The organism is Priestia sp. D3YE.R1 (genome assembly GCF_049199565.1).
In the GTDB taxonomy this organism is placed as follows: Bacteria; Bacillota; Bacilli; order Bacillales; family Bacillaceae_H; genus Priestia; species Priestia aryabhattai.
Genome location: NZ_JBLTHW010000001.1, coordinates 1,791,218 through 1,804,812, shown reverse-complemented (window position 1 = coordinate 1,804,812; position 13,595 = coordinate 1,791,218). Strand labels below are relative to the sequence as shown.

At 38.2% G+C, this 13,595-nt stretch carries 15 protein-coding genes; 8 read left to right on the top strand and 7 right to left on the bottom strand.

Going from position 1 to position 13,595, the window contains the following annotated elements; genetic code table 11:
* Positions 1 to 72: 72 nt before the first annotated feature.
* Both ACOZIR_RS09750 and ACOZIR_RS09745 read right to left on the bottom strand, forming a co-directional pair.
* Entirely contained in the window at positions 73 to 1,416 is a 1,344-nt protein-coding gene (locus ACOZIR_RS09750) for a copper amine oxidase (protein WP_415382488.1), read from the bottom strand.
* A 432-nt stretch (positions 1,417 to 1,848) separates the two neighbouring features.
* The gene (locus ACOZIR_RS09745) at positions 1,849 to 2,712 is read right to left on the bottom strand and encodes an alpha/beta fold hydrolase (RefSeq protein ID WP_415382486.1); all 864 of its coding nucleotides are present in this window, start codon (positions 2,710 to 2,712) and stop codon (positions 1,849 to 1,851) included.
* A gap of 150 nt (positions 2,713 to 2,862) precedes the next feature.
* Here ACOZIR_RS09745 and ACOZIR_RS09740 point away from each other — a divergent pair, with 150 nt between their 5' ends.
* Positions 2,863 to 3,015, top strand: a complete 153-nt coding sequence (locus ACOZIR_RS09740; RefSeq protein WP_080890183.1) for a YflJ family protein — start codon at positions 2,863 to 2,865, stop codon at positions 3,013 to 3,015.
* A 298-nt stretch (positions 3,016 to 3,313) separates the two neighbouring features.
* Here the strand turns inward: ACOZIR_RS09740 and ACOZIR_RS09735 are convergent, their stop codons facing one another.
* The 3 genes from ACOZIR_RS09735 to ACOZIR_RS09725 form a co-directional block, all read right to left on the bottom strand.
* The gene (locus ACOZIR_RS09735) at positions 3,314 to 4,246 is read right to left on the bottom strand and encodes an alpha/beta hydrolase (RefSeq protein WP_045292618.1); all 933 of its coding nucleotides are present in this window, start codon (positions 4,244 to 4,246) and stop codon (positions 3,314 to 3,316) included.
* A 60-nt stretch (positions 4,247 to 4,306) separates the two neighbouring features.
* Positions 4,307 to 4,816 carry a GrpB family protein gene (locus ACOZIR_RS09730; protein ID WP_045292620.1) on the bottom strand — a complete coding sequence of 170 codons (510 nt, stop codon included), beginning with the start codon at positions 4,814 to 4,816 and terminating at the stop codon, positions 4,307 to 4,309.
* Between the two features lie 103 nt (positions 4,817 to 4,919).
* On the bottom strand, positions 4,920 to 6,065 hold the full coding sequence (locus tag ACOZIR_RS09725; protein WP_328121022.1) for an acyl-CoA dehydrogenase family protein: 1,146 nt from the start codon (positions 6,063 to 6,065) through the stop codon (positions 4,920 to 4,922).
* A gap of 197 nt (positions 6,066 to 6,262) precedes the next feature.
* Between ACOZIR_RS09725 and ACOZIR_RS09720 the strand changes: the two genes are divergently transcribed.
* From ACOZIR_RS09720 to ACOZIR_RS09690, 7 genes are all read left to right on the top strand, one after another.
* Positions 6,263 to 7,468 (top strand): TcaA 3rd/4th domain-containing protein, encoded by a 1,206-nt coding sequence (locus ACOZIR_RS09720; protein WP_415382483.1) that lies wholly within the window; start codon positions 6,263 to 6,265, stop codon positions 7,466 to 7,468.
* Positions 7,469 to 7,650: 182 nt separating this feature from the next.
* Positions 7,651 to 8,430 carry an STAS domain-containing protein gene (locus ACOZIR_RS09715; protein ID WP_045292626.1) on the top strand — a complete coding sequence of 260 codons (780 nt, stop codon included), beginning with the start codon at positions 7,651 to 7,653 and terminating at the stop codon, positions 8,428 to 8,430.
* Between the two features lie 143 nt (positions 8,431 to 8,573).
* Complete coding sequence (locus ACOZIR_RS09710; RefSeq protein WP_013057625.1) at positions 8,574 to 8,816, top strand: spore germination protein; 243 nt, start codon at positions 8,574 to 8,576, stop codon at positions 8,814 to 8,816.
* Between the two features lie 103 nt (positions 8,817 to 8,919).
* Positions 8,920 to 9,162 (top strand): spore germination protein, encoded by a 243-nt coding sequence (locus tag ACOZIR_RS09705; protein ID WP_013057626.1) that lies wholly within the window; start codon positions 8,920 to 8,922, stop codon positions 9,160 to 9,162.
* A 51-nt stretch (positions 9,163 to 9,213) separates the two neighbouring features.
* Positions 9,214 to 9,717, top strand: coding sequence for an Hsp20/alpha crystallin family protein (locus tag ACOZIR_RS09700; protein ID WP_028412845.1), 504 nt, complete (start codon positions 9,214 to 9,216; stop codon positions 9,715 to 9,717).
* Positions 9,718 to 9,806: 89 nt separating this feature from the next.
* On the top strand, positions 9,807 to 10,232 hold the full coding sequence (locus ACOZIR_RS09695) for an Hsp20/alpha crystallin family protein (RefSeq protein WP_045292628.1): 426 nt from the start codon (positions 9,807 to 9,809) through the stop codon (positions 10,230 to 10,232).
* A 44-nt stretch (positions 10,233 to 10,276) separates the two neighbouring features.
* Complete coding sequence (locus tag ACOZIR_RS09690) at positions 10,277 to 11,098, top strand: hypothetical protein (protein WP_310878522.1); 822 nt, start codon at positions 10,277 to 10,279, stop codon at positions 11,096 to 11,098.
* Positions 11,099 to 11,115: 17 nt separating this feature from the next.
* Here ACOZIR_RS09690 and ACOZIR_RS09685 read toward each other — a convergent pair whose 3' ends face one another.
* On the bottom strand, positions 11,116 to 12,399 hold the full coding sequence (locus tag ACOZIR_RS09685) for an ABC transporter ATP-binding protein (RefSeq protein WP_421535559.1): 1,284 nt from the start codon (positions 12,397 to 12,399) through the stop codon (positions 11,116 to 11,118).
* Complete coding sequence (locus ACOZIR_RS09680) at positions 12,396 to 13,454, bottom strand: FecCD family ABC transporter permease (RefSeq protein ID WP_114895821.1); 1,059 nt, start codon at positions 13,452 to 13,454, stop codon at positions 12,396 to 12,398. Before ACOZIR_RS09680 ends, ACOZIR_RS09685 begins: the two co-directional genes overlap by 4 nt.
* Positions 13,455 to 13,595: the final 141 nt, after the last annotated feature.

Below are 13,595 nucleotides of genomic sequence, written 5' to 3'. Positions count from 1 at the left end.
GAAGAGAGAACAACCTCTCTTCTTTTTTTAGGACTCTTGACTTGTAATTCATAAGGAAAAGGAGAAAAAATATTATTTGCTTACTGGTTTCTTGCGTAAAATAACTCCAGCTGTTAATACAGCTAACGAACCTAGTGCAATATAGATCACTGTTAGTGGGTTCATCGTTGATTCAGATGCCCCGCCCATACCTGTTTTCGGCATATCTGTTGGCATAGCTGTTTCAGCAAACTTATCGGGGTTTTGTTTTACAATCGCTTCACCTAAAGCTTGGCCGACACCAAACATTAATTTATACCCTTCACGGTACGTATCATAACTTCCAGCGTAGTCACCGGATGCATATTGCTCAAATGTTTTAATAACCGTATCTTCATGTGCTTTTATAGCTGCCTGTGCGTCTGCAGTTGGAAGGTTTCCATCTGTTGCTGTTCCTAAGAATGTACCAAATTCTTGCGCGAATTTATGGAGCTTGTCTTTTGCAGCTTTTTCTCCTGCTTCATCACCTTTTACTTGTGCACTTACTAATTCAGCTTGGGCATTGATGTGATCTCCTTGCCAAATTTTTTCGAATTGTGCAGCTCCTTCATCGCCATATACTGAACCTATTGCAGCTTTAAAATCTGCTGTGTTAGCATTTTCTAACCAGCTAACATAGTCGTAATCTTTTGAACCGTTAAACCCTTTTTCCATTCCCATTGTTGCTAAAGCAAAATGTTCTGCTGCTAAGCTGTTTAATGAAGAACGTAAATCTGCTGCTGGTGTATCTACTTTGGTATTGTCGAATTTATCGGGCATTTGCGTTACGATTGCATTTGATAACGCTTTACTAATGGCAAACATTTGCTGATATCCTTCACGGTATGTTTTAGCGGCCGCTTCATAGTCACCTGCTACATAATCTTCAAATGTTTCTTTTACTTGGTCTTCATGTACGCGAAGCGCTTCTTTTGCTACATCTTCAGGTAGTTTGCCTTCTGTAGCAGTGCTTAGAAACTTAGCAAATTCATTCACGAATTGATTTACTTCTTTATCTACTTCAGCCATAGCTTCTTTGTCATTTTCTTTTGTTGCTTTTACAAAATCATCTGTATAATTATTATGTTCTCTGAAAATTCGTTCAAATTCAGCTGCTCCTTTATCACCATAGACAGACGCAATAGCAGGCTCCATGTCAACGGCATTTTGGTCCAATGCTTTAAACGCAGCGTCAGCATCTTTAGAACCGTCATAGGCTGTTGTCATAGCGGCAACTGCAAGCGTAAAGTGTTCAGATAATAAGTAGTCTAAGTTCGCTCGTAGATCTGAAGCTTTTGTTACTGCCGTTGGTTTCGCTTCCTCTGCATTTGCAATAGTCGGCATCAATAGTGAAGCTCCTAGTACAGGGATTAATAATTTTTTACTTAATTTCATCATTTTCCACTCTCCTCATTTTTAGTTGATGTACGCCACTTTTTTCATTCTTACTACATCTTAAATCACCAAATAGATTGAACATTTTGAATATTATATACATTAAACCTTCATGTTCCCTCACATTTAATGATCCTTTTTAGGAAGTATTCTCTTTCTATCTACTAAACGATTGCTGAGTGACGTTGGATCACTCTTTTTGAAAAATTTTTTAATGTCATTTTCGTGAAGAATTCCTTCCCTTTCTACTTATCTAACGAACGTTTTGTTCAGCTAGATCACTTTTTAAAAAAGTTTTTAACCGCCTTTTTTCAAGAAGTACTTCCTTTTCTACTTACCTAACGATCACCTTATTCTATTGGATCACTTTTTACAAAATTATTTTAAATTCAAAAGAAAAAGAAAGGTTTCTAGAGGAAACCTTTCTTTTTCTTTTTACTTATTTAAAAAATTCCACATCACGTCGTTTACTTCTTGAGGCTTTTCATGCTGAGGGGCATGAGATGCTTCAGCTAATCGGTGAACAGATATGTTTGGCACATATTCTTCAATACCATCTAAGTTTTCAGGCATAAAAGTAGGATCTTGATTTCCCCAAATAATTTGTACTGGGATGTTTAACACTTCTTCTTCTAACGGAAACAAAGATTTTCTTTGAAGGTCTTCTTTCGTGAAAATATTTAAATTGCGGTAATAACTTAGCATTGACAGCACAGAGCCATTTTCCCAAGAGTTCATGTATGCTTGAACATCATTAGCTGTTAGGTATCCTTTTTTTACACCTGGGTCGATCACAAGCTTACGCAAACCTGAGAAGTTGTCTCGTTCCATATAGTCCTGTGCTTCTTGTTTTTGAAACCATTTCATATACTCACTTGCTTTTTGCTGATTTTTATTTGTTCGAAGCTCACGCATAAAGGTATAAGGGTGCGGACCGTTAAAAGCAATTAATTTTTGTACATATTCAGGATAGCGATAAGCGAATGTCCATCCGATTCCCGCTCCCCAGTCGTGTACAACTAGCGTGCAGGAGCTATATCCTAGGCTTTCAATCCCTTGGCGAATATCTTCTACTAATACATCAATCTCGTATGATTCTAGTCCGCTTGGCTTTTCAGATAAGTTATATCCTCTTAAATCCAAAGCAACTGTGTGAAAATCATTAGAAAATTCATCTATCTGGTGTCGCCAAATATGCGAAAAGTCAGGAAACCCATGAAGAAATAGCATAAGCTCTCCTTGTCCCTTGCTTATGTAGTGCAAATTAACGCCGTTTACGTTTATATATTGTTCACTCATTGTTCATTTCCTCCTTTATAAGTAGCTGTAGAGCAGTATAACGCTGTAAAAAATGAACGTCAATTCATTTGCTTCGTTCACTTCTTTTTAGTTCCTTTTATGAATATAGTTAATTATTTAGAGTGGATCTTTTTGAAGGAGTGATTAACAGTGGCTCATATCTATTCAAAGGGCTGGTTTATTCAGCAGTTAAAAGCGGTCAATATCTCTAAAATTGATGGAAGAAAGCTAGAAAGTTATAAAACCTACATTCTTCGCAATTTATATGCTGAGCTTATAGAACAAGGTAAAATCAACGGCTAAAAGAGGTTGAGACATAACGAAATGAATCCCATCTAAAGATGAACAAATGGGATATATGAGCTGAACTGCTTGAGACACCGCAGTTGATTTCCGTGCAAGGCTTCGCTTTCTGCGGGGTCTCACCTGTTCCGCTTTTCCCGCAGGAGTCTTCGTCTTGCCCTCTAATCAACTGCTAGAAAGATTTACACACATGAAATCTACGTTTGTCCTAACAAAAAAACGAACCACTAATCAAAAGTTTTGATCAATGGTTCGTTTTACATTTCGTCTAAACTATTTTTGTCCCAGCCTCTTTTTTTTACAGCGATTGCTCAATAAAAGATAATACGCGCTTTACATATTCTTTTTTGTATACGTGATAATTTTGAACGTGTTCTGCTTTCTTAGTTTTCCAGAAGTGAAAAGCATCCGGGTGTGTTTTAGCCATTTTTTCGCTTTCAGTGTAAGGAATTTTTGTATCTCCTGTGCTGTGTATAAATAAAATGGGTCGAGGGTAAATATGCTCGACTGCTTTAATAGGACTAGCTTCAGCAGGATTTGCATCTGCAATAACAGGAAGAATAGCAATGGTTAGCGGTGTAAACGGAAAGTTTGGTAAATGAGACCATACAGATAGATTTTCTTTTAAATAAGAGGTTAAATCACTAAAAGGACTATCAGCTACCACTGCTTTTACGTCTTTATCTTGAGAAGCCGCTAATAAAGAAGTGGCTGCTCCCATTGAAATGCCGTAGAGCACAATTGGCTCTTTTGTTGTTTCTTTCATTTTCTGAATAACGCCTAATAAATCTAGCTGTTCTTTTACACCAATCGTCGTTTGATTTCCTTCTGAGTCTCCTGAATCTCTAAAGTCAAACATGACTACTCGATATCCCGCTTTTACAAATTCTTTACTCAGCGGCAGAAAGCCAGCTCCTTGTGCTTCACGGTTATTTCCGTATCCATGTGACATAATAATGGTCGCTTTTGGCTGTTCTTTTGGTTCAATCATCCATCCTTTTAAATGGGTTATTCCGTCTTTGCTTAAAAACACTTGATTGCTATAGTGCATGCCGTAATCACCAGGATTTTTCACAGCAGGATTTTTATCTAATTTTGTCAGGCTTATGCCTACATAAAGAGAAATTGCCGTACAAAGTACCAAACAAAGAATAGCAAAGGATATCAGGCTGATCCATATTGTTTTTTTCTTTTTTCCTGTATTTGTCTGTCGATTTAGAACTGGAGTCAAGCTCGTTCCTCCTTTTTATCTAAGATCATCTTTCCTATTCTTATTGCTGTTTCCCTTTTTTCATTTTAAAGCTAGCCCATCTATTTTATGAATAAAATTCGTTTTATTTTCCACATATTTTTCTGGTTCAAAGCGATAGCGATGCGCTAGTTCTATTTTCAACGTTTCGTATTCTTTTGCTGCATCAGGGTGAGTACGCAGATAATCTCGAAACCATATATGCCGATTAATTTCTGGGTGGCCTTTTTCATACATATGAACATGATGCGTTCTTTCATTTCCGCCTTTTTGGAAGTATCGTCTTCCTTTTATGCCGTTTTCACCTTTCGCTTCGTAACCAAGCTGTTCCATCTTCTGATTATATGTATCTACTTTTTTTATATCTTTCACTTCAATAAGTAAATCAATAATCGGTTTTGCACTTAAACCGGGAACAGCAGTGCTTCCGATATGATGAATCTTTAAAACTTGAGCTGGCATTATAGTTGTTAAGGTGGAAGCTTCTTTTGTAAATTCCTTTTCCCACGCGATATTATAGGGTGTCAGCTGAATTTCTCTTACAGACTTCATCTTCAATTCCTCCTCTTGCAACGAAAAAACTGCTGATTATAGAATAGCCTATAATCAGCAGTTTTTCATCATTTAACATGTTATTAAGACGTATGAAGCGCTTTTATCTAGTAAAGGCCTGCTTCGCTAAGTTAATAATCGTCATATCATCCATTGGAGGGTTATGAAGGCCGGCACGCACATCTCTATAATACCTCTGTAGGGGATTTCTGCGCTGTAAGCTTCGTGCCCCGACTATGCGCATTGCTTTGTCAACGACAGTACAAGCACTATTAGTCACCACGTGTTTGACAGCTGCTAGCTCTCCCGCTAATGCTGCTCGGTCGTTGGTCTCATCCCATTTGCTTGCCACGCTGTACATAAAGTGACGCGCCTGCATGAGTTCAAGTTCCATCTCTCCGGCTAAACGCTGCACATTTGGCAACTCGCTAATCGTTCCTTCAATACTATTAGGAGAATATTCTTTAGCAAATGCAACAGCATAATCTCTTGCTGCGATGGCTGTACCCATGTAGCAAGCTGGTATATGAAGCAGCCAGCCGCTTGGCTCATTCTTTTTAAAGCCACCTAGGCGTTCAACAAGAAAATCGTGTTCAATATCGACATTTTCTAGCACAAGGTCGTGACTCCCTGTCCCGCGCATTGCAATCATATCCCATGTTTCTTCTATTGAAAGTCCGCTTGTTTCACGAGGAATTAAAAATAAGCCGATTTCTTCTTCTCCTTCGATGCTGGCTTTTACCAAAAAGTAATTTAAGACTGGAGACATTGTAGTAAATGTTTTTCGACCATTAATTTGCCAGCCTTTTTTTGTTTTTACGGCTGTCGTTTCAGGTTTTCCTCCTCGAGTAGGACTTCCTGTCTTCGGTTCAGTAGCAGCAGTGTTAATAAGTGCACCTTTTTCTATTTCTTTAAAAATAAAATCAAGCATTTGCTGATTCCAAGGCTGTTTTTCACGTAAATCCATTGTAATTCCCATATGCCACCCAATACTAAGAGCCGTAGAAGCGTCTCCTTGAGCAATTAATTCTTGAAATAATAAAAAATCATAAAGGCGTAATTCATCTCCACCATATTTGCTTTCTAAAGAAAGACGTGTATAGCCGGCTTCTTGTAACTCTTGAATATTTTCAAATGGAAACGTACCTTCTTCATCTATTTTAAAAGCTCGTTTCTTAAATTTTTCGACTAGAGGCAGCAGTTTTTCATACGTATCCTTTTGGTGTTTATTTACAAATGAAACACTCATTTACTTCATCTCCTTTTTATATGACAGAGTGTCCCTATCGGATTAATATATAGTTTTTATCATAGCACATCTCACTCTTACTGTGCATGTTTGGTGTGTTTGTCTTTCTCGTTCTATTTATTATTTTTCCAATTTAACGGTCTGTTTTACTATACGTTCCATACATTTAATGGAATAAAAAGAAAGGGATGGTGTGAATGAATCAATGTCCAAAATGCGGGGCCAGTGCAAGCAAAGACCAATCATTTTGCAATAACTGCGGCTTTTCTTTCACGGTGTCGCCAGCAGCAGCTAATCATAAAAAGGGCTGGTATATTGGCGGGGTTATTGCGCTTATACTCATTTTAACTTTTGTATGGTATAACCTGTTCGCTAGCTCAGAAGAAAAAACGGCTGACCGCTTTGTTGAGGCATTAGAATCGAAAGATACAGCTGTGTTAAGAGAGTTATTAGACTCTTCACAGTCTAATATAGTTATCAGTGACACATCTATTCAAGCACTGTTGGATGCAACTTCCGATGGTTCTATTTTACGAGACGTTGAAAATGACTTAAAAAATAAAACGAGTATCTATTTTATAATAAAAGAACAGAAACATTCATTATTCTTCAAAAAACAGTATGTGGTCATGCCTTCACCTTATTATATCTCCCTCACCACGCCAGAAGATGCAACGATTACAGTTAACGACACAAAACAATCGATATCTAAAAATCAAACGCAAAAAATAGGTCCTTTTATGATTGGAAATTATTCACTTACAGCTTTTTATGAAAGCTCTTATGGAAAACTTACAGATCAAACTACTATAAATTTTCATCGGCAAAAAGAAGAAAATATATCTCTTGTATTTAAAGGGGCTTACGTTACAATCTCATCGAATAGAGGTGACGCTATTTTATTTGTAAACGGAAAAAGTACGGGACTGCAGGTGAATAGCTCATCACAAATTGGTCCTGTTGCTACGGATGGAAGCGTCACTGTTCATGCAGAAGTGCAAAAAGACGGCACCACGTTCAAAAGCAGTCCCTACACTATTCAAAGTGAAGAAAGCATTACGTTGAATATACAAACGCCGCCTGCTGAAAAAGAAAAAACCGTCATAAAAGAACGGGAAGTGATCGTGCCTGGTCCGCGCTCTTATGCTACTTCAAGTTCTTTTATTCTTCCTGATTCGGCTTCTTACAAATTAAGTTATGGTGATATTAGCAGCTTGAGCTCGAGTAAACTAAGGCTAGCTCGGAATGAAATCTATGCGCGGCATGGGTATGTATTTAAATCGAAAGATCTTCAAGCCTATTTTTATGGAAAGTCGTGGTATACGCCTGATTCATCATTTAGAGATTCCTACTTATCAAGCGTTGAAAAATATAACGTTGATTTTATCAAATCATATGAATAAAGTGAACTCCCCTTTTACACAGGGGAGTTTTTTGATTGAAGCAAGTGCTTACTCCTACGTTTTTAACTTACCATGATTTCTGTAAACGTTAATAAATTTCTTATAGCCCTTTTCATTCTTTTCACTGTAAAATATAAAATAGATGTACATAAACTTAATACACGCATAAGGAGAGATGGACAATGAATGGAATTGGACGACTTCCACAAAAGCTTAATGGACATTTGATTTTAGAAAATATTCAAGAAACCATGATCATTGCGGATAAAGACCATCGTGTGCAGTGGATGAATGCAAGAGCAATTGAAACACTCCAAGCAGTACTCCCAATCTATCATTTATATCATGTTGAGGAGTTAATTGGAAAGCATATGGATTTCTTTCATTCCAATTCTGAAGAAGCAAAAAAATTACTCACCTCTCTTCATACCACTTACCGAACGCGTATAACGATTGGAACTCAATACGTAGCGGAAGCCGTGATTCACCCCATTGATACAAAAGACGGTGAGCGTTATGGCTACTTGCTTATGTTATTAGACTTTACTGATCAAGCAGAAGCAGAGCTTGAAAAAGAACGGTTAATTGAGGACTTATCTACCCCTTTATTAAAGATATGGGACGAGGTTTTAGCTGTGCCGATTACCGGTAAGATGAATATAGAACGTGGAAAGAAGCTGACTGAAACGGTGTTAGAGGCAGTTGTAAAAGAACAGGCGCGCTATTTGCTTATTGATTTGTCTTCCCTTCATTCGTTAGATGAAGAACACGGTTATTATATTAATACTCTTCATGATGCCTTGCGGTTGATTGGTACCACTTGCCTTATTGTTGGTCTGTCTTCAAAAATGGCTCTGTCGCTTGTAGACTCTCAGTTTAATTGGCGGACGTTTTCCACTGTCCAACAAAGCATCTCTTACATTTTAGAAAAAAAGAATTGTCGTATTGCACCTATTTCATAAGCCCATCATATCATTAAGTAATCCTCTCTCAATCGCTTTTTCCTTCAATCGGAAAAGGCGATTTTAGTTATGAGGAATTGTGAACGTTTAGGCACTTATCATCATAGGATACATTAATCAACCATAGAAAAGGGTGAGAGCGTATGCCAAGTGTTATTAATATTTATAATTTAAAGATCAACAGTATCTCAAGCAACGGTTCTGTCAACATTGGCGAAGCACTCCATAACAGTCACACGGCTCATTCGAAATCCACTGGTACGAACTCTTCTTATGGCGATGTCTCACCTGCTTCCTCGAAAATGCGAAACATTTATATCGATCCTGATACAAATGACCAAACAGATATTGCGAACGTTGATCATGTCAATGGTTATCAGCAGTGATATAGGGCAATGCTTGTCAACAGCATGACGACGAACGGTGAATACATTCTCTCTTAAAGCGATAGTTAGAGCGGAATGAATAAAAACAGTAAGGAGTCTCTTTATGCCTCTTCAAATTAACGTTTTTAATATCGTAACGAATGGTGTCACGCAAAACGCAAATATTGATTTTGGTTCCACCATTCAAAACAGTCACACGGCGAACTCAAAGTTTAACGGCGCAAATTTTTCTTTAGGTAACTTCTCTCCTACTTGCTCTCAAATGAATACGGGCGTGTTAGATCCTGATGTAAGTGATCAAGATCAAATTGCAAACCCTTCAGCTCCAATTGGAAATCAAATTTAGCTTTAACAATTTTGTCATTTTACTTGTCACATTACAAGGAGGTGTGTAAATATGTTTCCATTTGGAAAGTCTCCTTTTAAAGGAATGATGGAAAATATTCCAAAAGGAATGGCATCTAAAGACATGAATAAATATATTCAGCAAATGATTTCTTCTACGATGTCCCATTCTTTTCCGGATTTTATGCAAGGAAATGAATTCTTTAAGCAAGCCCAAGACATGATGAAAGAACAGCAGGATGTGGGAAATGAAGGTCATGGACAACAGCTAAGAAGATTTGATTCAAACGTCATCAATACATTAGACGAATGTATTGTTCAGTTGAAAATCCCTAACCGCGATATTGTATCAAGCATTAAAGTCTATCATACTCCATACGTGTGCACGATTGAAGGAATAGATGGGGAAGAATCCTTCAAAGAAGAAATTCAGCTTCCTTGTTCGGTTCGCAAAAAAGGTACACGCGCCGTATATCGTTCCGGGGTGTTGGAAATCCGGATGCCTAAGCATGTTAATATTCCTATGTCTCAAATAGACGTCCACGATTTAGATTAAAGTGGACGTTTTTTTCTGTTCTCATGCATACATATAAAATAGAAAGCGGTAAAAGGCCTTGTTTTATTTTTTTTAAGAAGGTGACAAATATGAATCATGGAAAGTTTAAAAAGTGGGCAGAAACGTTACAAGAAGAAAACCATACAAAATTTTGGGAAAAGATTTTTGATGATGATCCTGAAGAAAAGAATGATACGGAAGCAGATGCCTCTCCTCAAATTGTAAATGAGTATCGAGATTATCCTTTAATTGATGTATACGAATGGGCAAATCAACTGTTAGTTGTGATTGAAATACCCGGTGCTAAACGAACAGATGTCGAATTGACCATGCACGAAAATACTTTACACATATCCGGTTCATCTCTTTTAACGATGAAGGATGCAAATGTTCTTCACAAAGAAAGACGTGAAGGAACGTTTCAACGATCAATTATCCTTCCACCTGCTGTTGAGGAAGCGCCGTGTCACGCATCATTTAAAGATGGTCTTTTGCATGTGAAATTTGATTTGTAATTCATTGTGCAGAACTATATGTAGCATGAAAGGCAGGGAATTTCATGTTTTCTAAGTGGTTTAAACAATCGCCTAAAATTGAAACAGTCCGCAAAATAAATCCGTCTTCCCTTCCAACCAAAAAAAAAGTAAGTCCCATAGACCAAAGTTCTAATCAAAAGCGGAAAGAATTACCCAAAAAGATGAAAACTAAAAAACAGTCTAATCCAAAGAACCCTTCTCAGCAGCCAAAGAAGTTGCCTAGCCAAACGGAGCCTAAGACCTCTGCTGAAGCTGAAGTCACAAAACCTGCTCTTTCGTCAGATTCAGCGCTGAACCTGCAGGGAATTATTGATCAAGTGACGCGTTTAACCGACGCCATCCCTAAAATAGAAGAGCTTCATCAGCAATTACATGAATCAGCTCACCTTATTCAATCACTGTCTCAACTGCACGAGCAAACAGCTCATTTGCTCTCGGCTATGCAGTCAGCTCCTAATTTCGAAGCTATTCAAAATCAGCTCTCTGCGTTAAAGGAAGAATCGTCCAATACAGCCTTATATGAGATGGTGAAAACTCTTGACAAAAAGATTGATGGAGTAACTCAGCCAAAGCAGTCCATTGTTGTTGAAAAAATCATGGTCGAAAAAGTACTGTTAGACAAAATTGATCTTAGTAATAATTTCGGCCAGCTAGGCATTAAAGATCTGACCGGCCACTTAAACATCGGCACCACTTACAGCGCTGACTCTGATCAAGTAGATGAAGAAGTCAAAGACTTGTTTTCTGTTAAGCTGAAAGAAAAAAAGATTGATGAACATACAACTGAGACAACGATGAGTTCAGGAGGTGAAACAGAAAAGTCTGATGATCACTCCGAAGAATAAAAAATGACCGCTACTGCTTATTTAAAGCAATTGTCGGTCATTTTTGTTTCCATAAATAGTTGTAATTCTTTCTGTAGGCGTTCCATTAAGAACTCTGAAACTTCTTCTTGATTTTCTTCTTTATGATGAGATGATGCTACAGCAATACGTCCTGTTTTTCCTAAGAAAGCCCGGTATTCAATTACCTTCATCGCAGCATGAAGTAAGTTCGCGTCCGAAAGCGGCGCATTTGTTAATAGAACAATATTTACTTCATTTTCTTTTTGTCCATGTGTCAGCACAGCCAGCCACGAGTAACCTTTATCGTCTTTTAAGCGAACTTCATGACTGGATAAAGACGCAGATTTCCACGCCGCGTTAGCACTGCTTTGCTGTTGAACAATTTCTTGACACCAGTGTAGGCCTGTTTCATTTGAACCCAGTGAAAGAGTTCTCAAAGGACGAACAAAGGATAAACATAGGTTGCCCGGTTCCTTTTGTAACTGATACAACTCATGGAAGTCCGTCTCTGGATATTGATACGGCGGCACAAAAGCAATTTGTCGCTTGTTCACAGCGGGATGGTGAAATACATGCAAATCAACGCCATATACTCTTTTTAACGTAGCTGCATCCTGAAAAATGGCATCCATCCCCGTTTCTTCTACTCTTCCATCTTTCAGTAACACGGCATTATCTGCAAACAGCGAGGCGATGTTGAGATCATGCAAAATGGCCAGGACCGTTAAGCTCATTTCCTGCTGTAACGTTTTTAACAGCTGAAGCAGTTCCATTGTATGTTTTACATCTAAGTGATTAGTTGGTTCATCAAGAAGTAAGTAGTCAGGTTCTTGCGCTAGTGCTTTAGCCAGTAAAACCCGCTGTTTTTCTCCACCGCTTAGTGATTGAAAAGTATGATTTCTATAGTGCCAAACATTTGTTAATTTCATCACGCTTTCCACCACTTCTTCATCCTGTGCTGATACAGTGCTAAACAATCCTTTTGCCTGATAAGGGTAACGTCCAAGTGAAACAATTTCTTGAACCGTAAATTCTAGCCCAATTTGATTTTCTTGCGTCATGACTGCAACTTTTTGCGCCAGTTGTTTTGGTGAATAAGCCTTCACTGACTTTCCTTCTACCTTCACTTCTCCTAATTGAATGGTTAATACATTCATAATTAAGCGAATAAGCGTTGTTTTCCCGCTTCCATTTGGTCCTAGTAAAGCGACAAAAGAACCTTTGTCTACGGTGAACGTGATGTCGCGAACGGTCGGCTGCTGTTTATCGTATCCTCCCGTCACATTATATAGTTCAATCATGATATTCCTCTTTTCCGCATACGTTCTTTTACAAGGAGCAGGGTAAAAATCGGCGAACCAATTAAGGCGGTTACGACTCCAATCGGCAGTTCGCGAGGTTCTAATATCGTTCGTGCCAATAAATCGGCTAAAACCAAATAACTTCCTCCGATTAAAATAGAAAGCGGCAGTACATGCTTATGATTAGCTCCTGCTACGAGACGTACTACGTGTGGAATAACTAAGCCAACAAATCCAATTGCCCCAGATACTGATACCGCAGCCCCTGTTAATACGGATGCACCTATTAAAACCATTCTTTTTTTCTTCTTTACGTCTATTCCCATAAACTGAGCGGATTGATCGCCAAAGGCTAAGCCGTTCAGCTCTTTGACATGTAACAGCAGCATAATCGTACCGACTAAAAAGAACGGGCCTAAAATTTGAATATGAGACCATCCTCTCATTGATACACTTCCCATTAGCCAATATAAAACCTGCCTTACATCTTCTTCAGGAGAAAGAGCTACAACTAATGAAATGAGCGCGCTCATAAAGGATGATAAAATAATCCCCGCTAAGATGATGGTTTCATTGGCCAAATTGCCGCTTGCGAGTTTCGTAATACCAAAAACTAAAAGAAGAGTAATAAAACCAGATACGATGCCAACTACAGGCAGCGTGAAGATAGACAAACCAAAAATACTCCAATGAAAATAAATTGCCATGACAGAGCCAAGGGTTGCACCTGAGGAAACTCCGATCGTGTAAGGATCGGCAAGAGAGTTTCTTAATAGCCCTTGAAAGGCAGCCCCAGCTATTGAAAGCGAAGCTCCTACTAAAAATGCCACCAGTACTCTTGGAAAACGAATTTGCCAAATGATTAAATCCATGTTTTCCGGACCGTGATATAAGGATAGTCCGGTAAGGTGGCCAATAATAATTTTGATTGTATCTCCTACGGTTAACGAAACTGTACCAATAAATACGCCCATAATCACCGAAGTACATACAATAAATAAACTGACTATGTATAAAATAGATGCTTTGTTTAAAAAAATACGTTTAAAAATCAATACTTTCAGCTCCTCTAGGAAACGAGGCGTGATGTTTTTTTACATTACATTAACCATTCATTTTCCTGTGCATAAACCATGTTTCCACCCTACATAGTATTGGAAACAATCATCTTTTATTTGTTACGAGTGCTAGACTGT